The organism is Pseudomonas sp. D2002, from assembly GCF_013385735.1.
GTDB lineage: Bacteria > Pseudomonadota > Gammaproteobacteria > Pseudomonadales > Pseudomonadaceae > Aquipseudomonas.
Genome location: NZ_JACAPL010000012.1, coordinates 83,026 through 103,467 on the forward strand (window position 1 = coordinate 83,026; position 20,442 = coordinate 103,467).

Below are 20,442 nucleotides of genomic sequence, written 5' to 3' on the forward strand. Positions count from 1 at the left end.
GCGAGGCTATAGATCATGGACATGAACCTGCTTCACGACATCACCTTTTATGTCATGTACGCCGCCATGGCGATTGCGATTTTCATCACCATCGAGCGGGGCATTTACTTTGCCTACGTGCGCCGCCAGGCCCGCGCGTTGACCGAGGTGCTGGGCGCCAACGTGCACAGCGAGCGCGATTTGCCCGAGAGCCTGACCCGCCGTGACAGCCTGCCGCTGAACATGGTGCTGCCGATCCTGTCGCAAAAGGCTTCCCACGGTTCGCGCAAGGACCTGGACGATGAAATCGAAACCCAATACCTGAAGACTCGCGCGCCACTGTCGCGCAGCCTGTGGATCATCGAAACCATCACCACCGCCGCGCCGCTCCTGGGTTTGCTCGGCACCATCCTCGGCATCATCGACACCTTCAAGGCCCTGGCCAGTGCCGGCGTGTCCGACCCAGGGCAGATTTCCGGTGGTATCGGGACGGCCTTGTTTGCAACCGGCCTGGGGATCGCCATCGCGCTGTTCTGCGTGGTGTTCCACAACTTCTTCCAGGACAGCCTGGAGCGCATCAACGATCAGCTGAAAATCCTGCTGATTCGTGCCGCCACCGGCGCACGGGTTCAAGGTGAAGTGCCGCACCTGGTGCCGACCCCGCTGCACACCCGCACTGCATGACCTGCGGGCGGGTGCGTGATGCGCCCGCCCTACTTTTTGCCCGGTGAGACGTTTATGTCCCTCTCGATGAAATTGCGTATCGCAGGCCTTGCAGGCTTGTTCCTCAGTCCGCTGGCCCAGGCGGACTTTTCAATTCCAGGCTTTGAACTGGTGCACACCGTGCCGGTGGACACCACCTTGGGCACGGCTGATTTGCGCCAGCCGGGGCCGGTGTGGATCGAGCTGTTTGACGGTGCAAAAAGCCGCATCGATATCGGCCAGTTCTACGCGGCCGACCATCCCGGCTCGGTGATGGACACGGTCATTGAACACCTGGAAGCGGCCGGTAAACGCGGTGTGAAGATTCGCTTTCTGCTGGAAGAAAAAGGCATCAAGTTGTCGCAAGCCTCCACCTTGGAGCGCCTGCGCGCCATTCCCAACCTGACTTTGCGCGTGCTCTCGTACGGGCAACTGAGCGGCGGCATCATCCACGCCAAATACCTGCTGGTGGACGGCCAACAGGCGTTTATCGGCAGCCAGAATTTCGACTGGCGCTCACTGGAACATATCCACGAGACCGGGCTGCGGATCACGGACAAGGCGGTGGTCGGCCAGGTCCAGGCGATCTTCGAGCAAGACTGGCAAGCCCAGGCGGCGCTGGCGGAACACACACCGGTGCCATTGCCGGCGACAGGCCCCGAGCCTGCACGCACCGGCAATTACCTGGTGGCCAGCCCGCAACGCTACAACCCGCCGGGGGTGGGCGATTCGCAGTTGGAATTGCCACGTTTGCTGAGCGAGGCCAAGAAAGAAGTCCGCGTGCAACTGCTGGACTATGCACCGCTGTCCTACGGGCCGGACCGCACCCGGCCGTACTACGCGGTGATCGACAACGCCGTGCGCGCCGCCGCCGCGCGCGGGGTGTCGGTCAAGCTGATGGTGTCCAACTGGAACACTGACGCGCTCGAACTGCCCTACCTCAAGAGCCTGGCCGTGCTGCCCAACGTAGAGGTCAGGATCGTCACGTTGCCCGAGGCCAAGCAAGGGTTTATCCCTTACGCGCGGGTGATTCACAGCAAGACGATGGAAATCGACGGGCAAGTGGCGTGGGTCGGCACCAGCAACTGGCTGGGCGGGTATCTGGATAATTCGCGTAACCTGGAGGTGGTGATGCGCAGCGAGGCGATGGCCAAGCGTGTAGGAGAACTGCATGAGCAGTTGTGGGATGGGCCCTATGCCAAGGCGCTGGATGTAACGACGCAGTACCCGGAGCCGCATCCGGGTAAGCCGTGATAACCCGCTTCAAAGATCACCTTATTTACCCTGTGGGAGCGGGCTTGCTCGCGAAGGCGGTGTGTCAGTCAGCTCCTACTTCGACTGACACACCGCCTTCGCGAGCAAGCCCGCTCCCACATTTGAATCTCTACAGTTCGGAAATTTAAGTCGGACATTTCCTTCATCCAGCTCTCCCCTACCGCTCCTTGGTGATGGTAGTGTGTGAAATTGTTTCTGACATTTCGATCAGAAATTCCCCACTCCCATTTTGCAAAGGAATGCCTCTAGCAATGCACTTTCCACTCAAAAAACTGGTGACTGCCAGCCTGTTCGCCGCCGGCCTCTCGACCCTCGCCACGCCAGCCTTCGCCAACATCAGCGCCGAACAAAGCACAGCGATTATCAAGCGCTTCAGCGATACGTCGGTCACCGATTTCCGTGGTTTCCTCGGCACCGTGGCCAAGGGCGACCTGGGCAAAACCGCTGACGTCGGCCCGGCCATCGACGCCTTTCTCGCCAACAAAACCCTGACCGCCGACCAGCAGAACGAAATCAATCGCCTGCTGGGTATTTACACCCGCGTTAAATACGGCAAGGCCGCCCTCGAAACCCTGCGCGAGCTGGTCGAGATCCCGACCTTCAATGTCGACGGCCTGCCGCAGTACAAGAACCCGGAATTCCTCAAGATCGCCGACAAGATCCAGAGCCTGGCAGAGGCCTTTAACCTGAACTTCCGCAACGTCGACAACCGCGTCTACGAGATTTCCCTGGAAGGCAGCGGCGATGAAGTGGTCGGTATCCACGCCCACGCCGACGTCGTGCCGGTGACGCCGGAAAACTGGGTGCTCAAGGACGGCACCAAGCTCGACCCGTTCAAGGTCACGCTGATCGGCGACCGCATGTACGGCCGTGGCACCGAGGATGACAAAAACGGCATCGTGGTGGCGATGTATGCCATGAAGGTGATCAAGGAAGAAAAGCTGCCGCTGGCGCGCAATTTCAAGCTGCTGGTGGACACCACCGAAGAAACCTCCGGCGACGCGATTCCTTACTACTTCGAACACAACCCGACGCCGCAATACAACCTGGCGCTGGACGGCGGCTACCCGGTGGTGATTGCCGAGAAAGGCTACGGCACCGTCATGGCCACCTTCCCGGTGCGCAAAGGTGAAGGAAAAGGCGCAGAAATCATCTCGATGACCGGTGGCGCGGCGACCAACCAGATTCCTTCGGTGTCGGTGGCCACCCTGGTCAGCGACAAGCCCGCGGAACTGGCCGCCAGCCTGCAGAAAGCCGGTGCAGATTACGTCAAGGCCAATGGCGGCGACTTTGCTGTCGATGCCAAGGTCGTCGGCAAAGAGGTCAAGCTGACCGTCACCGGCGTGTCCGCGCACTCGTCCGCGCCGCAATCCGGTGTCAACCCGGTGGCACGCATGCTGGAGCTGATCCACGGCGTCGACGGCAAAATCGCCCTCAAGCACAACCACATCACCGACGCCGCGCGTTATGCAGCCGATAACTGGGGCCTGGATTACCTGGGCGGCAAACTGGGCGTGGGCTTCGCCGACGACTTCATGGGGCCGCTGACCACCTCGCTGACCTTTGTCGGCCAGGATGCCAAAGCCTTCAAGCTGGCAGTGAACCTGCGTGTGCCGAAAGGCAAGTCGCCGGAGACACTCAAGGGGCAAATCGCCGACAAGCTCAGCGCCTGGGACAAGAAATCCAAGGTCAACGTGAGCTTCACTTACTCGGTGGCCGCGCCGATGTACCGCAACCCGGAAGGCGAATGGGTGAAGGCTCTGCTGGCCGTGGCCACTGAAAACCTGGGCATGGAACACAAGTTCGGTACTTCCGCCGGCGCCACGTCCGTGCATGAACTGCCCAATGGCGTGCAATTTGGCCTGGCGCGCCCGGAAGAGAAGTACACCGGGCACACCGACGGTGAGTTCAAGACCGTCGACCAGTTCCTGCTGGACCTGCAGATCGTGACTGAAATGATCGGCCGTGTCGGGCAACTACCGAAGCTCTGACGCCCTCTGAGCCCGCCGCAATGGCGGGCTCATCGCATCAGGATGTCTTCGAAGAACCCGCCGATGGGCAACGTCGGATGACAGATCTGGATCTCCAGCACCCACACCATTTCGCTGGGGGCGATCGCCAAGTCAGCCAGCTCCTTGTCCCCGAACAACGCATGGGGGAAATCCGCAATGCGGTGACCGGCCAGATTACGTGACAGCCGCCAGCCTTTGGCCATGGCACGGGCTTCGGCGAAGTCATAGAGTTCACAACCGGTCATGCCGCGCAGCCAGGCTTCGCGTGTCTCATCGAAGACTTCATGCAACACCTTCCTGCACTCGAGGTGCAACGGCGCCTCGCCGAAGATGAAGGTGTCGCCGTAGTCACCCTCGTAGCCGTCCCACACCGGCCCCAGGTCCACCACCACAATGTCGCTCGGGCGCAGTGTGCGCAGCGGGTCAATCCCTTCGCGGGACGGGCGCACCGTGTCGTCGCCAAAGCGGATGTAAGTCGGGTGCCAGGTGTGCGAGGCGCCCATGGCCTGCAATTGCTGGCTGGCCATTTCCAGGGCGGCGCCGGTGGTCATGCCGACCTTCAACTGGCTGGCGATGGCGGCCAGTGCTCGCACGGTTTTGTCCCGCGCGGCGAGCATGCCGTCCAGCGAATAGCGGGGGCCGACTTTTTCCCAGGTTTCATCCAGCGAACCGAGCAACGTATCGACGCTCGACTGGCCGCTGGGCACGAAGGCTTCGGCGACAAAACGATGGCTCGGCAGGCCCGCTTCCAGGCAATTCGCACGTGCCTGGCTGATCATCGCGCCGTTGCCGCAGGCATACACCTGCGCCGCTTCCCAGGCGTGCCCATGGCTCAGCGCCACTTCCTGCACACGGCCTTCTGTGGCCAATACCGAATGCCAGCGAAAATGCGGATGGTCGATGACCGCCTGGTCCAGAAATGCGCGGTCGTAAAAATCGGTCGCCTGCGCGCCGCCCCAGTAAAACGTCACCTCGACGTCACGTTTCAAGGCGGTCAGCAGGATCGGCTTGATACCCGCGTAGCCAGTGCCCGTGGCGAACAGGACCACGGGCGCAGCGTCATCGTCCTGCCAGGTGCAGGCACCAAACGGCCCTTCCAGTTGCAGCAGATCGCCGGCCTCAAGGTCGCCCAGCAGGGTCTCGGAGAACAGCCCGCCGCTCACCCGGCGAATCTGAAACACCAGGCGGCCATCGCCCTCGGCCGGCAGGTTGGCGATCGAAAAGCAGCGTGAGTCGCCGTCGACCAGGCGGAACTTGAGGTATTGGCCGGCCCGCACGGCCAGCGGCCTATCCGGCATCACCACCAATTCGATGATGTCGGGGCTCAGTGCGCGCTTGCTCAGCACCGTCGCCTCGACGACCAGTGCAGGCGTGTCCAGCGACCAGCCGGGAATCTCCAGGCGCATGTCGGCGCAGGCGTGGCTTTGGCACAACAGCAGTTCATTCGCCGCCAGCGGGTAACAGGGCGCGGGTGCGCCGGGCGTCAGCTGCTTGGCCCGGTACTGCCCTTGCGTGACCACCACCTTGCAGGAGCCACAGGCACCGCGTCGGCACGAGAACGGCACCGACAGGCCGCTGGCGAGCATGGCGTCGAGCAACAGTTCGTCACCGGCTTCAAAGGTTTTCCCCGAGGGAGACAGTTCGATTAAATGGCGTGTGTGCATAAAAACCTCAGGGGTGAGTGAGGCTTGATTGTTGCGCTAGACTAGGCCCATTAGAACCTCCAGTTTTGGATACTTCAGATGGTCCAGATGCGTAAATGGCGCCCGTTGCTCAAGCTGGACGCGAGTGCACGCCAGGCGTCCTACCGGCAAATTGCCGAAGGCCTGGTCGCGGCGATCCTTGAGGGAAGGTTGCCGCCCGGCACACTGCTGCCCGGCACGCGAGAGATGGCGACCTTGCTCGCCGTCAACCGCAAGACCGTGATCCTGGCCTACGAAGAAGCCTTGACCAAAGGCTGGCTGGTCAGCGAGCCGCGGCGCGGTACGTTCGTCAATGCGCAACTGGCCCCCACGCCACTGCCCAGTGGTGTGCAACCGTCGTTTGCACCGCCGCTTCTGGCGCAAGCTGTGGTCCCGTATTTCACCCAGAATGCTCAGGTCATCGCCCTCGAACACCGGCATGACGCGCTGTTTTTCGATAACGGTGCCTGCGATCACCGCTTGCTGCCCCAGGCGGTGTTGCATCGTTACTACCGCAACGCCCTGCGCAGCAGTTTTGCCTCCAACAGCGTGCGCTACGGCAGTGAAGGCACCGGCCATGAGTTGCGTTGCGCGCTGGCAGAGATGCTGCGCAACACGCGCGGGCTGAGGGTGAGCGCCGAGAATATCTGCCTGACGCCCGGCACCCAGGTGTCGCTGTACCTGACCGCCAGCCTGTTGATCAAGCCCGGCGATGTGGTGCTGGTGGAGCGCCTGAGCTACCCGCCGGCCTGGGAGATTTTCCGCAAGCTGGGCGCGCGGTTGATCACCGTGGACATGGACGATGAAGGCTGCCGCACCGACCACATCGAGCAGTTATGCCAGGCGCATGACGTGCGAATGATCTACCTCACACCGCATCATCAGTTCCCCACCACCGTCAGCCTGCATGCGGCGCGGCGCCAACACTTGCTGGCCCTGGCGGCCTTGCATGACTTCTGCATCATTGAAGAAGACTACGACCACGAATATCACTTCAACGGGCGGCCCTACCTGCCACTGGCCAGTGATCACGCGCAACGCCATGTGATCTATATCGGTTCGTTATCCAAGGCGCTGGGGTCGACGTTCCGCTGCAGTTATGTGGTCGCCCCCGCCAGTGTGATTGAGGTGCTGCAGCGCAGCGCCGCTTTGGTGGTGGGCGACACCGACGCGGTGGCGCAGAAGATGCTCGCAGACCTGATCAATCAGGGCGAGTTGAAGAAACACCTGCGCCGGGTTTCGAAAGAATACGCGGCGCGTCGGGAGGTGCTGCAGGGCTGCCTGCACGCGGCATTCGGCGAACGCATTCAGGTGCGCGAACCGGAAGGCGGCCTGGCACTGTGGGTGCGTTTCGAGGAAGAAATCGACGTCGATCAGTTGGTAGAAAATGCCCTGGGCCACGGCGTTGTGGTGCGCAGCGCACGGCAGTTTTCGCCGATGAACCTGCCGGAAAACGCACTGCGCCTGGGTTTCGCCTCGCTGGATCGAGACGAGATTCGTGAAGCCACGCTGCGCCTGGCGCGGGCCATGAGCGCCCGTTGAAACACGCCCACAAAAAAACGCCGATCAGGCGTGATCGGCGTTTGGGGGGTTACAGCGTTCAGAGAGGGAGCATTAAACGAGAGTTCTCTTCCTGCCGGGCAAGTTCGGGAAATTCCAGCAGCAGTGCCCGGTTGCCCCTGCCGATGTGCTCCATGACCGCTCGCGTCACGTGTTCACGCACCATCCCGGTCGAGACGTAATACATGGCCCAGGCTTGTTCCGGCGTACAGTGACCGATCTGCTCTTCGATTTCCTTGTACGCCTGGTAGTCGTCCGATTTCACGTCGCACTGGTAATCACGTTGGCCCATGCTTTATCTCCCTCTCTGGGACTTTACTCACCCGATCACGTACCACTCTTCACTTTGGTCCACACACGCGTGCGGATGCGCTCCAACTTCAACGGCAACGGCTCCAGCGGGACCAGCGTGGCAATGGTCTCCTTGGACGGATAAACCCACGGGTTGTCGCGCAGCTTCTGCTCTACAAATACCGTGGCATCCTTGTTGGCGTTGGGGTAAAGCGTGTGATTGGAGCTTTTGGCAATTACGTCGGGCTCAAGCATGTAGTTGATAAATGCCAAGCCTTCTTTTGCGTGAGGTGCGTCTTTGAGCAGCACAAAATTCTCCGACCATACCAACCCGCCCTCGCGCGGCAGGCTGTAGGCGACCTTGCGGCCGGTGTGGTTTTTTTCGTTGATGGCCTGTGCCGCCAGCGCCCCATTCGCCCACCCCACGACCACACAAATATTGCCATCGGCAAAGTCGGCGTCGGTTCTGGAGGAATCGAAGTAGAGGACGTAGGGGCGAATTTTCAACAACAGCGCCTGAGCCTTCTGGTAGTCCTCAGGGTTCTGGCTGTTGCTCGGCAGCCCGAGGTAATTCAACGCGATCGAAATGATTTCACTCGGCGAGTCGAGCATTGCCACGCCACAGGACTTGAGCTTGCTGATGTTTTCTTCTTTGAAGATCAAATCCCAACTGTTTACCGGGGCGTTATCACCCAGTGCGGCTTTGACTTTATCCACGTCATAACCGATGCCGGTGGTGCCCCACAGGTAGGGAATGGCGTAGCGATTGCCTGGGTCGTTAGCCGAAAGCAGGGCCAGCATCTCGGGGTCGATATGGGCATAGTTGCTCAGTTGGCTGCGGTCCAGCGGCGCGAGCACGCCTGCCTGGATCAGGCTTGGCAGGACATTCGAGGTGGCGACGACGACGTCATACCCGGTGCGCCCGGCCATGACTTTGCTCTGCATGAGTTCGGCGCTGTCGAAGGCGTCCACATGCATCTTGGTGCCGGTTTTTTGCTCAAATTCCTTTGGGGTCTCTGGCGCGATCAACCCAAACCAGTTGTACAGATTGACCCGTGACTCTGCGGCCGCTGCCGGCGCGCTGATACCGACGCAGACCAGCGAGGCAAAAAAAAGGGCTCGCAAATGTGATTGACTCATATAACTTTCCTTGTCAAAAACGACAGGCCATCATGGCCATGACTCACAGGCTGGTGAATATACCCGGCGTCGCCGATTAGTAAATACCTACAAGTACTTAGCTCGGCCCCATGAATCCCTAACCCTAAAGGGGTAGAACATGTCACTCGACCTGCATAACCTGGCCTGGCACCGATCGGCTGGCAAGCTGATCATGGAGCTGAACCGCCCAGCCTTCTGGAGCTCGCTGGTGCGCGTGTTAAGGGAGTATGTGCAGATCGATAACTGGGTGGTGCTGGTGTTCAGCAATGAACAGGTCAACGTTGTGTGCGTGACCGAGGTTGCCGACGCGGAAGAAGTGGACGCCCTGACGGAACGTTATGTGAAAGGGCTGTACCTGCTGGATCCGTTCTACATCGCCAACCGTGAAAACCCGCAGAGCGGCTTTTTCCATTTGTCGGACATCGCGCCGGAGCACTTCCTGACTACTGAGTATTACCACCAGTATTTCGCCCAGTACGTGTCCGTGGACGAGGTGCAGTACAACGTCCAGCTCGATGCGGACAGAACGCTGTGCATATCATTTGGCAGTAACGTGCGCTTCAGCCCGGAGCAGATCGCCACACTGGATATCATCAAGCCGTGGGTGATGGCGCTGATGCACCAGCGCATGTGCTTTGAGCTTGATGTGGAAAAAAACCTCACTGAACCACCGCTCTGGTCGGAAGCGATTATTCAGCTGGGCACCCAGATCACCACGCGGGAAAAGGACGTACTTAAATTGTTGCTCAGCGGTTTCTCTAACAAAGAGATCGCCGGCAAGCTGTTCCTGTCGACGGAAACCGTCAAGGTGCACCGGCGCAACATTTACAACAAGTTGAACATCAAGTCGCAGTCGGAACTGTTCGCGCGTTTCTTCATGCCAAAGCAGGATCCTCACGCGCTGAATTGAATGCGCCGGGCCTCAGCCCGACGCCCCCAGAAACGGCAGCGCCAGGAACAACTTGATCACCACCGCATTGGTGATATCGATAAAAAACGCCCCCACCATCGGCACCACCAGAAACGCAATCTGCGAGGGGCCGAAGCGTTGTGTTACCGCCTGCATATTGGCAATCGCGGTAGGCGTGGCGCCCAAGCCAAAACCGCAGTGCCCTGCCGCCAGCACTGCCGCGTCGTAGTTGCTGCCCATGACCCGGAACGTCACGAAAATCGCGAACAGCGCCATCAATAACGCCTGCGCGGCCAACAGGATGACAATCGGCAACGCCAGCGCCGCCAGGTCCCAGAGCTTGAGCGACATCAGCGCAATCGCCAGGAACAGCGACAGGCTGACATTGCCCAGCAACGACACCTCACGCTCAAACACTTGATGCCAGCCGAGTACCGACAAGCCGTTGCGCAGCACTACACCGACAAACAACACGCACACAAAGGTCGGCAGCTCGAAGGCCGTGCCTTGGATAAAACCACTCAGGAACGTGCCGACCTGCAGGCTGATCGCCAGCAACGCCAACGTCTCAATAAACGAAAACGAGGTGATCATGCGTTCCTGATTGGGCTGTTCAAAGCCTTTGGCCGGGCGCGGTTGCGCGTGTTCAAGGCCAGGCACCTGCACGCGCTTGATCAACAAGCGTGCCACCGGCCCACCAATCAAGCCGCCCAGCACCAGGCCAAAGGTCGCCGAAGCAATCGCCAGTTCAGAGGCGGAGGCCACGCCGTACTTCTGACTGAACACCGCACCCCAGGCGGCGCCTGTGCCATGCCCACCCGACAGGGTGATAGAGCCGGCCAGCAAGCCCATCAATGGGTCGAGCCCCAACGCCTTGGCCAAAGCGATGCCCATGGCATTTTGCACCACCAATAAAGCCGTCACGACCAGCAGGAAAATCCCCACAACCCGCCCGCCGCGTTTCAAGCTGGCGAAATCCGCGTTCAGGCCAATGGTGGCAAAAAACGCCAACATTAATGGGGTTTGCAAAGACGCATCGAATCGAACCTCGATGCCCGCCAGTGCGCGCAACGCCAGGAGTAGCGCGGCAACCAATAAACCACCGGCGACGGGTTCCGGAATGCTGTAGGTGCGTAAAAAACCGATGCGAGTCACCAGCCAACGCCCCAGCAACAACACCAGGGAAGCGGCGACCAAGGTTGAATAGAAATCGAGTTGCAGCATCTGGGCAGTTCTCTGAGATGAACAGTGAGAATAATCTGGCCAGAGTAGAGACAGCGGGACAGGTACACAGCCGGCAGATGCTAATTACAGACCATTCCTACGAGATTCACCACCAAGCCTACGGGGCTGGTGAGTCTTGCCCGATAAAAAATCGACACGAACAAAAACGCCGATCATTACTGATCGGCGTTTTCGTTAAATATGGAGCGGGAAACGAGACTCGAACTCGCGACCCCGACCTTGGCAAGGTCGTGCTCTACCAACTGAGCTATTCCCGCAAATGGCGTCCCCTAGGGGACTCGAACCCCTGTTACCGCCGTGAAAGGGCGGTGTCCTAGGCCACTAGACGAAGGGGACACGCTACTGAAACACATGGTGTGTATTTCAGTGCCCAGAGATTAAATCCGAAGATTACGCCCTGGTTTCACTCAGTGTCGCCCGAAAGCAACACTGCTTAAATTTGGAGCGGGAAACGAGACTCGAACTCGCGACCCCGACCTTGGCAAGGTCGTGCTCTACCAACTGAGCTATTCCCGCATATTGGCGTCCCCTAGGGGACTCGAACCCCTGTTACCGCCGTGAAAGGGCGGTGTCCTAGGCCACTAGACGAAGGGGACACACGTACAACATTCACTCCCTACCGCGTTTCGCTGTGTGCTTTACGCTGTAAGTGGCGCGCATTCTATGGATGGATTGAAAGGTCGTCAACCCCCAAGGATAAATTTATTTAAATCAATGACTTCCCCCTGCTTTCCAGGGCTTTGCGGGGATTGTGCCCGTCCAGGCTTTGGCGCCTATATTCTGGCGTCCGACAAGGCGCTATAGTTCGCCTCAGCAAATGATGGCAATGTGCATCCATGCAGGGAAAGCGTACCTATATAGAAGAAACTACCTGGGCAACTGGTCGAACAATCCTATCCGTCGGATGGCCCAGTCACTACACTCCACAGCAAACCCTATAAAGAGGTCACACCGGTGACACCACTCATGATCACCCTGCTGGTAATAGCCGGGATCGTAATACTGATCGCCATTGGCTACATGAACCACGTGGTGGAAAACAACAAACTGGAAAAGAAGCGCACCGAGATTGAGCTTAACGATCGGCTGCGTCGCTGCGGTGAAATCACCGAGACGTTCCCCGGCCAGCTGATGACCCCGAAGCTGAAACTGCTGTTGACCCGCCTGGAGCTCAACGTCAACCAGCGCCTGTTGAACCTCAACAAATCGAGCGCGCCGCTCAAGGCCCGTATCGCTGAGTTGAATGCACTGATCGGCCAGGGCGAATCGATTCCGGTGACCAACCCACCGGCGCCGATCCAGACCGAAGCCAAGGCCAAGGACGTGCGCTTCCTGCTCGAAGCCCTGCACGGCCAAGTCACCCGTGCGGCCCAGGACGGTTTCCTGCCGACCAACGAAGCCAAGCACTGGATCAAGGAAATTCGCCATATCCTGGTGTTGCTGCACATCGAGTTCTTCAACAACCTCGGCCAGCATGCCCTGCAACAAGGCCAGCCTGGTCAGGCACGCCTGGCGTTCGAGCGCGGCGTACAGTACTTGCGCAAACAGCCGGAGCCGGTGCTCTACAGCGCGCAACTGCAGTTGCTGGAGTCGCAACTGGCGCGCGCCAACTCCACCGTGCTGACCAACAGCAAGCCTGCCGAAGATGAAGTCAACGAACTGACTGAAGGCCTGAAAGTCGTCGACGCCGACGCCGAATGGAAAAAGAAAGTCATCTACGACTGATCCACGCAGCCCATGGCAAACCGGGCTGTCGTGGTGAATGGGCTCGTTGTGGCGAGCGGGCTTGTTGTGGCGAGCGGGCTTGCCCCGCGTTGGAGTGCGAAGCGCTCCCACTTCAACCGCCGCGGTGTACCTGATAAACCGCATCGTCAGGTTTTGGGGCTGCTTCGCAGCCCAACGCGGGGCAAGCCCGCTCGCCACTACCAGCCTGCTCCCCACTACACGCCTGCCTGCCACAATAAGCCTGCTCACCACCGACAAACGCCTCGCTACAACTTGCCATCACTTTGCACCTATCCCCCCGCCTCCGACTAGCGTAAAAAAGTGCCCCTCACTCCGTGAAGTTAGAGGCCTGCTATGCCTGTTGCCGTGATTGATGGACAACCGCTGCACTACGTCGACCAGGGCACCGGCCCGGTCGTCCTGCTGGGTTCGAGTTATCTGTGGGGCCGCGAGATGTGGGCGCCGCAAATTGAAGCTTTGTCGCAACAGTACCGGGTGATCGTCCCCGAACTGTGGGGCCACGGCGAATCCGGCCCGCTGCCGGCGCACACCCACTCCCTGGACGACCTCGCACGCCAGACCCTGGCGCTGCTGGATCAGCTGGATATCGCCCACATCAATCTGGTCGGCCTGTCGGTTGGCGGCATGTGGGGCGCGCGCCTTGCACTGCTGGCACCTGAGCGCATCAACAGCCTGGTGCTGATGGACACCTACCTCGGCGCCGAGCCCGAGGCCACCCGCCAATACTACTTCTCGCTGTTCAAGATGATCGAAGACGCCGGCGCCATCCCCGAGCCGTTGCTGGATGTGGTTGCACCGATATTCTTCCGCCCGACGATTGATCGTGAATCAGCGCTGTATCAGGATTTCCGCAGCGCGTTGCAGGCGTTTCCCAAGGAACGCCTGCAGCAAAGCATCGTGCCGCTGGGTCGCCTGATCTTCAGCCGCGCCGACATCCTCGACCAACTGCCGCGCCTGGACACCGACACCACGCTGGTCATGTGTGGCGAACAGGACAAGCCTCGGCCGCCCGCCGAATCCAAGGAAATGGCCGATCTGATCGGGTGCAGCCTGACGCTGGTTCCAGAAGCGGGGCATATCTCTTCTCGAGAAAACCCGGACGTCGTCAATGAAGCGCTGCTGACCTTCCTCGCCAACCACGCCTGATCGCCGCCCTGCCCTTTGATCGCAGCTCAACTGCTGCGATCAAAGCCGGAAGTGCCCGACCATGCCCTTGAGCTCCGCCCCCAACTGCGCCAGTTGAATGCTCGACGCGGCATTGCCTTGCATGCTCAACGCCGACTGATCGGCACTGGCACGAATGCTGGTGACGCTGCGATTGATCTCTTCGGCCACCGAACTTTGTTCCTCGGCCGCCGCGGCAATCTGTTGGTTCATCTGCTGAATCAGCGACACCGCTGCCGCGATGCTGCCCAGCGCACTCTCGGTTTCCAGCGCGTCGCTGACCGCCAGCTTCACCAACTCGCCACTTTGCTGGATCTGCTGCACCGACGACTGCGCCGCGCTGCGCAACGTACTGACCAGGCGCTCGATTTCCTCGGTCGATTGCTGTGTGCGCTTGGCCAGCGCCCGGACTTCATCGGCCACCACCGCGAAACCTCGGCCTTGCTCACCGGCGCGGGCCGCTTCGATAGCGGCGTTCAGGGCGAGCAAATTGGTTTGTTCGGCCACGCTTTTGATCACGCCCAGCACGGTGCCAATATTCTGGATTTCCGCGCTCAGGCTTTCGATACTCGCGCTGGCACTGGTGCTGGAGGTGGCGAGCAATTCAATACGTTGCAGGCTTTGACGCACCACCTGCTGGCCGCTATCGACTTTGTCATCGGCGGTCTGCGCGGCTTGCGCGGCCTCTTCGGCGTTGCGCGCCACGTCGTGCACCGTGGCGGTCATCTGGTTCATCGCCGTGGCAACCTGCTCGGTTTCTTCTTTCTGGCTGCTGACCTCGACATTGGTCTGTTCGGTGACACTGGACAGTGATTGCGCCGAACTGGCCAATTGCTCGATGCCGGCCTGCAGCCCGCTGACCATCTGGCTCAAGCCGCTGCCCATCTGTTGCATCGCCTGCATCAACTGACCGATTTCATCACGGCGGCCGACCTCCATCCGCCCACTCAAATCACCCGCAGCAATCTGCTGGGCCACGGCGATCACACGGCGCAACGGCGCCACGATCAACCGAGTAATCACCCACGCGGCAATCAAGCCCACCAGCAGTGCCAGCGCTGACGAAACGACGATCAGCAGCGCGCTTTTTTTCAGCTGCGCCTGCATGGATTGATCTTCAGCGTCATACGCCTGGTTGACCCGGCTGACAACTTGATCGGCGCGGTCATGCAATTGCTTGTAGACGACTTTTTCCTGGGCCAGCAGCCCGGTGTACTCGCCGAGTTTCTCGCTGAACGCGGCGATGTGCCCGGACACTTCGTTGAGCACAGTCTGGTAACCCGCGTCCTTGACCGAGGTTTTCAACTGCTCGACCTGCGCCAGGGCTTGGTCGGCCTGCTCGATCTTGCCTTGCTCGGCGTTGTCCGCATCGACCTTGCGGCTCTGATCCAGGCGCAGTCGCGCTTCGTTCATGGCTTGCAACATCAACCGCGACACCTGGCTGACCTGCCCGGCCTGTTCGATAAACTCGGCGCCGTCCTTGCCCTGGCTTTCCTTGAGGCCATAGGCACCATCGTCGGCCAGGCCTGCCTGCAACACGTCGAGGTTATTGGCCACACTGGAGACCGACCAACTGGCCATTTCCAGGGCGAGGTCCTTGGTCTGGGTCAACTCGACAAACTCGTCGAACGCCTTGCGATACGCAGCAAGCGCCTGTTCAACCTCGCTCATCACCGGCACATTCGCGGCGGACCGGGCCTTTAGGCTGGCGGCTTGGGCGGCCAAGGCGTCGACGCTTTCGTGCAGGGCGTCGACGGCCTTGGGGTCGGCGTGCAACGCGTAATCCTGCTCGATCAGGCGCACCTTGAGCAGGCCGCTGTTGAGCGAAGACATTGCCTTGAGGCCCTCAAAACGTTGACCCACGGTTTGCAGTGACCACACGCCAATGGCCGCCACCAGCGCCGTCAGCAGCAGCACCAGGGTGAAGCCCACGCCCAGTTTTTTCGCCATACCGAGGTTGGCGAAACGTCGTTGCACGGCCGAAATCATTGCACTTGATCCTCTTGCAATGGCAGATGCCATCAAGCCTGGTTTCCATGCTGCGAGATTCGCAACGACGCGCTACCGGCACAAGACGTTGGCGCCACAATAATGGCAAAAAGCTACACGCTCGTCGTTTTCAGAATGGTCGAGGTCGATCTGGCAGGCCCCATCGCACGGAACAGCGCCAACGCCCGCTGATCAGCAGCATAGGCCACATTGATGCGCAGCCAGTCACTGTGTTCGCCTTTGGGACTGAACAGCGCCCCCGGCGACAGCAATACACACAAGCGCCGGGCGCACGCCTGCAACCGCGAACGGTCACCGACGCCAGGCCGCGCCCACACAAACATGCCCCCGGCGGGCACGGCAAACACCTCCCACTCTTCGTCCTCCAGCACCTGCAAGGTCGCCGCCATTTGCGTGTTCAAACGCTTGCGCAGGCGCTGCACCCATTTGCGGTAAGTGCCATTAGCCAATAGCGTGGCCACCACGGCTTCGGCAAACCGCGAGGTGCCGATGCCCGTCAACGTCTTGAGCGTGGCCATCTGCGTGACAAGCGCCGCACTGGCGCTCAGATACCCCACCCGCAGGGCACTGCTGAGGGTTTTGGAGAAACTCGACATATAGATCACCCGCCCTTCATGGGGCAGCGCCGACAGCCGTGTGCAGCTGGCGTGCTGCAAGTCGCCGTAGACGTCTTCTTCGACGATCAGGAAATCTTCGCTGTGCGCCAGTTGCAACAGACGCTCCGCCACCCCGCGGCACAGGCTGGTGCCGGTGGGGTTGTGATACAGGCAATTGATGAACAGGCACTTGGGGCGATGGCTTTGCAGCAGCGTCTCCAGCACCGGGATGTCCGGGCCACCCACGATGCGCGGCACCTCCAGCAGCTTGACGCCGTGGCGTTCCAACTGCCTGTAGAGGTTGGCATAACCGGGCGTCTCGACCACCACCGTATCGCCGGCCTTGAGCAATGTGCGTATCAACAGGTCCTGTGCATGGCTGGCGCCGTGGGTGGTGAGGATGCAATCGAGGTGGGTGACCACCTTCATCTGGGTCAACCGCTTGAGCAATTGTTCGCGTAACACCGGCAACCCCAGCGGCGTGCTGTAGTTAAACAGGGCGACGGTGTCGGTGCGGCTGATCTCGCGGATGGCGTAACAGATGTCATCGCTTTCTCGCCAAGCGTCCGGCAACCAGCCGCAGCCCAGCTTCAATTCGCCCAAAGGCCCCTCGACATAGGCGCCCCAGCCCAGCTCCGCACCTTCATACCATTGGCTTTCCAGGGAAACCGGCGGTTGAGCCACAACAAATCCCGCGCCCTGTTTTGCCTCCAATAACCCTTGGGCCACCATACGTTCGAAGGCTTCGAGCACGCTGGATTGACTGAGCAGGTTATCAAGGGCCAATTGCCGGATGGACGGCAAGCGCGTGCCGGGGCTCGCGCCGCTGTTGCGAATCCATTGCGCCACCGCACTGACGATTTGCTGCACCACCGGTACAAGGGCTTGTCGATCGATGCCTAAATCCATGAGCCACTCACTTCAACTGTCTGTTAATCAACCCTAAACAGTTAAGCACAGAAGCCCGGTTCAACTGGTCGCAAAAAATTATTAAATCATTGATTTTATTGAGTTATTTACCTACTGATACACAATCTGACGAGGCCTTGTGCCAGCCATGGAAACGCCCCACAGCGCGCCTGGCCTTTTCGAATAGGCAGCGACATGGAGTCCTAGATAGCCGTCGCACCACCGTCCACCGCCAGCGCCTGCCCCGTGGTGAACGCTGCACCGTCGCTGCACAGGTACAGCACGGCACTGGCGATTTCCTCCACCTTGCCAATGCGCCCGACCGGGTGCATGGCCGCCGCAAATTCGGCTTTGCGCGGGTCGGCTTCATAGGCTCGGCGGAACATGTCGGTGTCGATCACGGCAGGGCATACCGCATTCACGCGAATTTTCTTCTTCGCGTACTCAATGGCTGCCGACTTGGTCAGGCCGATGACCGCGTGTTTGGACGCAGCATAAATGCTCATCTTCGGCGCCGCCCCCAACCCTGCCACCGACGCCGTGTTGACGATCGCCCCGCCGCCCTGGGCCAGCAGCAGCGGCAACTGGTACTTCATGCACAGCCACACGCCTTTGACGTTAACGCCCATGATCGCGTCGAACTCATCCAGGCTGCCGTCGGCCAGCTTGCCCTTTTCAATCTCGATGCCGGCGTTGTTGAAGGCATAGTCGAGGCGCCCATAGGCGGCGACGGTCTGTGCCATCAATTGCTGCACATCAGCCTCCAGCGTGACGTTGCAGCGCACAAAAATCGCCTCGCCACCGGCCTGCTGAATCAGCGCAACCGTGCCCTCACCGCCCGCCACATCCAGGTCGGCAACCACTACTTTCAAGCCTTCTGCGGCGAATGCCAGCGCGGTGGCGCGACCGATACCCGCGGCGGCGCCAGTCACCAGGGCGACCTGGCCGGAAAACGTCATGCTCATGGAGGATGTCCTATGCAAGAAATAGCTGTGGCACGAGTCTAGCCAACGCCAGGACGGGCGCGTCAGCACTATCAGAAGCCCCGTTGGCGCTGTATGAATCGCAGTGATAAGGCGCAGGGTGCAACTATTAGCCCTGCCTATCGGCGGGCATTCGCGCTGCTCGGTAGACCTTGCCCCGGGCGCCTTGAGGGTCTATCACTCATGGTTCATTTCTAAAGAGTCCTTGCCATGACTGCCCAGACCAATCGCCAGTTCCTGCTCGCCAAACGCCCGGTCGGCGCGGCCACGCGGGACACTTTCACCTACCAGGAAGTGCCGGTGGGCACGCCGGCAGAGGGGCAAGTGCTGGTGCGCAATGAATATCTGTCGCTGGACCCGGCGATGCGCGGCTGGATGAACGAAGGCAAATCCTACATTCCGCCCGTCGGCATTGGCGAAGTGATGCGCGCGCTGGGTGTAGGCAAGGTGATTGCCTCCAACACCCCGAAATTCGCGGTCGGCGACTACGTGAACGGTGCGCTGGGCGTGCAGGATTATTTCCTCGGCGAGCCGCGTGGCTTCTATAAGGTCGACCCCAAGCTCGCGCCCTTGCCGCGCTACCTGTCGGCCCTCGGCATGACCGGCATGACTGCCTACTTCGCCCTGCTCGACACCGGCGCACCCAAGGCGGGCGAAACCGTGGTGATCTCCGGCGCTGCCGGTGCGGTCGGCAGCATTGCCGGGCAGATCGCCAAGCTCAAGGGTTGCCGCGTGGTGGGCATTGCCGGCGGCGCCGACAAATGCAAGTTCCTGGTAGACGAATTGGGCTTTGACGCAGCCATCGACTACAAAAGCGAAGACGTGCCCGCCGCCCTCAAGCGCGAATGCCCCAAAGGCGTGGATGTGTATTTCGATAACGTCGGCGGCGACATTCTCGACGCCGTGCTCAGCCGCCTGGCATTGAAGGCGCGGGTGGTGATTTGCGGTGCCATTAGCCAGTACAACAATAAAGAAGCGGTGAAAGGCCCAGCCAACTACTTGTCGTTGCTGGTCAATCGCGCGCGCATGGAAGGCTTTGTGGTGATGGACCATGCGGCGAATTTTGCCGCGGCCGGGCAAGAAATGGCCGGCTGGATGGCGCAGGGCAAGCTCAAGAGCAAGGAAGATATTGTCGAGGGGCTGGAAACGTTCCCGGAGACGCTGATGAAGCTGTTCAACGGTGAGAACTTTGGGAAGCTGATTCTAAAAGTGAGCTGACAGATGAGATCGTTCCCACGCTCTGCGTGGGAATGCTGCCCAGGACGCTCTGCGTCCCAAAGCGTGACGCGGAGCGTCACAAGAGGCATTCCCACGCGGAGCGTGGGAACGATCGTCAGGCGATTTCGGCGACGACAGCTGCCAACGCTTTCGCCGGATCGGCCGCCTGGCTGATCGGGCGACCGATCACCAGGTAATCCGAACCTGCGTCCAAAGCCTGACGCGGGGTCAGGATGCGGCGCTGGTCATCCTGCGCGCTGCCCGCCGGGCGAATCCCTGGAGTCACCAGCTGCAGCGACGGGTGCGCAGTCTTCAGCGCCTGGGCTTCCAGTGCCGAGCAGACCAGGCCATCAAGGCCAGCTTTCTGCGCCAACGCGGCCAAACGCAAAACCTGCTCCTGAGGCTCGATATCCAGGCCGATGCCGGCCAGGTCTTCGCGCTCCATGCTGGTCAGCACGGTCACCCCAATCAGCAGCGGTTTGGGGCCGTTGCGCTGCTCCAGCACTTCGCGGCAGGCGCTCATCATGCGCAGGCCACCGGAGCAATGCACGTTGACCATCCACACGCCCATTTCCGCAGCGGCTTTAACCGCCATCGCAGTGGTGTTGGGGATGTCGTGGAATTTCAGGTCGAGAAATACTTCGAAGCCTTTGTCACGCAAGGTGCCGACGATTTCGGCGGCGCAACTGGTGAACAGTTCCTTGCCGACTTTGACCCGGCAAAGCGCGGGGTCCAACTGGTCAGCCAGCTTCAGTGCGGCGTCACGAGTGGGGTAATCCAGGGCGACGATGATAGGCGTCTGGCAAACGGACATTGGAATGGGCTCTCAGGCAAGTCGAAATCGGCGCGGATTGTAGCGCAAGCGGCGCCGTTGCGGGATCCGATGATCGGTAAATACTGATTAAGCGCCGCCAAACCCGGCATTTCACGCAATTGTGTCAGGGCTGATACATTCCCGACATGCCCTCAACACGCCCCGCGTCTAGCCTCGCGCACATG

16 protein-coding genes, 4 tRNA genes and 1 pseudogene are annotated in these 20,442 nt (G+C 60.3%); 8 read left to right on the forward strand and 13 right to left on the reverse strand.

Annotated elements, in window-relative coordinates; translation table 11 throughout:
* Window positions 1–15: 15 nt before the first annotated feature.
* The 3 genes from HX783_RS23015 (at window position 16) to HX783_RS23025 (ending at window position 3,947) form a co-directional block, all read left to right on the forward strand.
* Window positions 16–663, forward strand: coding sequence for a MotA/TolQ/ExbB proton channel family protein (locus HX783_RS23015; protein ID WP_177018355.1), 648 nt, complete (start codon window positions 16–18; stop codon window positions 661–663).
* Between the two features lie 54 nt (window positions 664–717).
* Window positions 718–1,935 (forward strand): phospholipase D-like domain-containing protein, encoded by a 1,218-nt coding sequence (locus HX783_RS23020; protein WP_177018391.1) that lies wholly within the window; start codon window positions 718–720, stop codon window positions 1,933–1,935.
* A gap of 272 nt (window positions 1,936–2,207) precedes the next feature.
* The gene (locus HX783_RS23025) at window positions 2,208–3,947 is read left to right on the forward strand and encodes a dipeptidase (protein ID WP_177018356.1); all 1,740 of its coding nucleotides are present in this window, start codon (window positions 2,208–2,210) and stop codon (window positions 3,945–3,947) included.
* A 29-nt stretch (window positions 3,948–3,976) separates the two neighbouring features.
* Here the strand turns inward: HX783_RS23025 and HX783_RS23030 are convergent, their stop codons facing one another.
* On the reverse strand, window positions 3,977–5,632 hold the full coding sequence (locus tag HX783_RS23030; RefSeq protein ID WP_177018357.1) for a M24 family metallopeptidase: 1,656 nt from the start codon (window positions 5,630–5,632) through the stop codon (window positions 3,977–3,979).
* A gap of 78 nt (window positions 5,633–5,710) precedes the next feature.
* Between HX783_RS23030 and HX783_RS23035 the strand changes: the two genes are divergently transcribed.
* Complete coding sequence (locus HX783_RS23035) at window positions 5,711–7,192, forward strand: PLP-dependent aminotransferase family protein (RefSeq protein WP_177018358.1); 1,482 nt, start codon at window positions 5,711–5,713, stop codon at window positions 7,190–7,192.
* Between the two features lie 58 nt (window positions 7,193–7,250).
* Here the strand turns inward: HX783_RS23035 and HX783_RS23040 are convergent, their stop codons facing one another.
* Entirely contained in the window at window positions 7,251–7,502 is a 252-nt protein-coding gene (locus HX783_RS23040; protein ID WP_177018359.1) for a hypothetical protein, read from the reverse strand.
* Window positions 7,503–7,537: 35 nt separating this feature from the next.
* Window positions 7,538–8,641, reverse strand: a complete 1,104-nt coding sequence (locus HX783_RS23045; RefSeq protein WP_177018360.1) for a polyamine ABC transporter substrate-binding protein — start codon at window positions 8,639–8,641, stop codon at window positions 7,538–7,540.
* 139 nt (window positions 8,642–8,780) lie between these two features.
* Between HX783_RS23045 and HX783_RS23050 the strand changes: the two genes are divergently transcribed.
* Window positions 8,781–9,572, forward strand: a complete 792-nt coding sequence (locus HX783_RS23050; protein WP_177018361.1) for a response regulator transcription factor — start codon at window positions 8,781–8,783, stop codon at window positions 9,570–9,572.
* 12 nt (window positions 9,573–9,584) lie between these two features.
* Here HX783_RS23050 and gltS read toward each other — a convergent pair whose 3' ends face one another.
* The 5 genes from gltS to HX783_RS23075 form a co-directional block, all read right to left on the reverse strand.
* Window positions 9,585–10,796 (reverse strand): sodium/glutamate symporter, encoded by a 1,212-nt coding sequence (gene gltS, locus HX783_RS23055; protein ID WP_177018362.1) that lies wholly within the window; start codon window positions 10,794–10,796, stop codon window positions 9,585–9,587.
* A gap of 202 nt (window positions 10,797–10,998) precedes the next feature.
* Window positions 10,999–11,074, reverse strand: a tRNA-Gly gene (locus tag HX783_RS23060).
* A gap of 3 nt (window positions 11,075–11,077) precedes the next feature.
* Window positions 11,078–11,153 (reverse strand) — tRNA-Glu (locus HX783_RS23065).
* A 104-nt stretch (window positions 11,154–11,257) separates the two neighbouring features.
* Window positions 11,258–11,333: transfer RNA gene (locus HX783_RS23070), tRNA-Gly, on the reverse strand.
* 4 nt (window positions 11,334–11,337) lie between these two features.
* Window positions 11,338–11,413: transfer RNA gene (locus HX783_RS23075), tRNA-Glu, on the reverse strand.
* A gap of 358 nt (window positions 11,414–11,771) precedes the next feature.
* Between HX783_RS23075 and HX783_RS23080 the strand changes: the two genes are divergently transcribed.
* Both HX783_RS23080 and HX783_RS23085 read left to right on the forward strand, forming a co-directional pair.
* Window positions 11,772–12,542: a hypothetical protein gene (locus HX783_RS23080; protein WP_177018363.1), complete on the forward strand. Its 771-nt coding sequence runs from the start codon at window positions 11,772–11,774 to the stop codon at window positions 12,540–12,542.
* 354 nt (window positions 12,543–12,896) lie between these two features.
* Window positions 12,897–13,709, forward strand: coding sequence for an alpha/beta fold hydrolase (locus tag HX783_RS23085; RefSeq protein WP_177018364.1), 813 nt, complete (start codon window positions 12,897–12,899; stop codon window positions 13,707–13,709).
* Window positions 13,710–13,748: 39 nt separating this feature from the next.
* Here the strand turns inward: HX783_RS23085 and HX783_RS30350 are convergent, their stop codons facing one another.
* From HX783_RS30350 to HX783_RS23100, 4 genes and pseudogenes are all read right to left on the reverse strand, one after another.
* Window positions 13,749–14,630 carry a methyl-accepting chemotaxis protein gene (locus HX783_RS30350; protein ID WP_371317705.1) on the reverse strand — a complete coding sequence of 294 codons (882 nt, stop codon included), beginning with the start codon at window positions 14,628–14,630 and terminating at the stop codon, window positions 13,749–13,751.
* Window positions 14,610–15,749: pseudogene (locus HX783_RS30355) on the reverse strand (HAMP domain-containing protein); the annotation flags it as partial. The pseudogene HX783_RS30355 and the gene HX783_RS30350, both read right to left, overlap by 21 nt.
* A gap of 80 nt (window positions 15,750–15,829) precedes the next feature.
* On the reverse strand, window positions 15,830–17,242 hold the full coding sequence (locus HX783_RS23095) for a PLP-dependent aminotransferase family protein (protein ID WP_177018366.1): 1,413 nt from the start codon (window positions 17,240–17,242) through the stop codon (window positions 15,830–15,832).
* 203 nt (window positions 17,243–17,445) lie between these two features.
* A complete protein-coding gene (locus HX783_RS23100; RefSeq protein WP_159955129.1) occupies window positions 17,446–18,207 on the reverse strand; it encodes an SDR family oxidoreductase in 762 nt (253 codons plus the stop codon).
* A gap of 228 nt (window positions 18,208–18,435) precedes the next feature.
* Here HX783_RS23100 and HX783_RS23105 point away from each other — a divergent pair, with 228 nt between their 5' ends.
* Window positions 18,436–19,443: an NADP-dependent oxidoreductase gene (locus HX783_RS23105; RefSeq protein WP_159955128.1), complete on the forward strand. Its 1,008-nt coding sequence runs from the start codon at window positions 18,436–18,438 to the stop codon at window positions 19,441–19,443.
* A gap of 115 nt (window positions 19,444–19,558) precedes the next feature.
* On the opposite strand, the gene pyrF is transcribed toward HX783_RS23105, so the two are convergent.
* Window positions 19,559–20,257: an orotidine-5'-phosphate decarboxylase gene (gene pyrF, locus HX783_RS23110; protein ID WP_159955126.1), complete on the reverse strand. Its 699-nt coding sequence runs from the start codon at window positions 20,255–20,257 to the stop codon at window positions 19,559–19,561.
* Window positions 20,258–20,442 lie beyond the last annotated feature (185 nt).

Bases quoted from the DNA above. Each gene is read 5' to 3' on its own strand.
- HX783_RS23085 (WP_177018364.1), top strand. From the start codon at position 12,897: ATGCCTGTTGCCGTGATTGATGGACAACCGCTGCACTACGTCGACCAG.
- HX783_RS30350 (WP_371317705.1), bottom strand. From the start codon at position 14,630: ATGCAGGCGATGCAACAGATGGGCAGCGGCTTGAGCCAGATGGTCAGC.
- HX783_RS23030 (WP_177018357.1), bottom strand. From the start codon at position 5,632: ATGCACACACGCCATTTAATCGAACTGTCTCCCTCGGGGAAAACCTTT.
- HX783_RS23050 (WP_177018361.1), top strand. From the start codon at position 8,781: ATGTCACTCGACCTGCATAACCTGGCCTGGCACCGATCGGCTGGCAAG.
- HX783_RS23045 (WP_177018360.1), bottom strand. From the start codon at position 8,641: ATGAGTCAATCACATTTGCGAGCCCTTTTTTTTGCCTCGCTGGTCTGC.
- HX783_RS23100 (WP_159955129.1), bottom strand. From the start codon at position 18,207: ATGAGCATGACGTTTTCCGGCCAGGTCGCCCTGGTGACTGGCGCCGCC.
- HX783_RS23095 (WP_177018366.1), bottom strand. From the start codon at position 17,242: ATGGATTTAGGCATCGATCGACAAGCCCTTGTACCGGTGGTGCAGCAA.
- HX783_RS23105 (WP_159955128.1), top strand. From the start codon at position 18,436: ATGACTGCCCAGACCAATCGCCAGTTCCTGCTCGCCAAACGCCCGGTC.
- gltS (WP_177018362.1), bottom strand. From the start codon at position 10,796: ATGCTGCAACTCGATTTCTATTCAACCTTGGTCGCCGCTTCCCTGGTG.
- HX783_RS23040 (WP_177018359.1), bottom strand. From the start codon at position 7,502: ATGGGCCAACGTGATTACCAGTGCGACGTGAAATCGGACGACTACCAG.
- HX783_RS23015 (WP_177018355.1), top strand. From the start codon at position 16: ATGGACATGAACCTGCTTCACGACATCACCTTTTATGTCATGTACGCC.
- HX783_RS23025 (WP_177018356.1), top strand. From the start codon at position 2,208: ATGCACTTTCCACTCAAAAAACTGGTGACTGCCAGCCTGTTCGCCGCC.
- pyrF (WP_159955126.1), bottom strand. From the start codon at position 20,257: ATGTCCGTTTGCCAGACGCCTATCATCGTCGCCCTGGATTACCCCACT.
- HX783_RS23035 (WP_177018358.1), top strand. From the start codon at position 5,711: ATGGTCCAGATGCGTAAATGGCGCCCGTTGCTCAAGCTGGACGCGAGT.
- HX783_RS23020 (WP_177018391.1), top strand. From the start codon at position 718: ATGTCCCTCTCGATGAAATTGCGTATCGCAGGCCTTGCAGGCTTGTTC.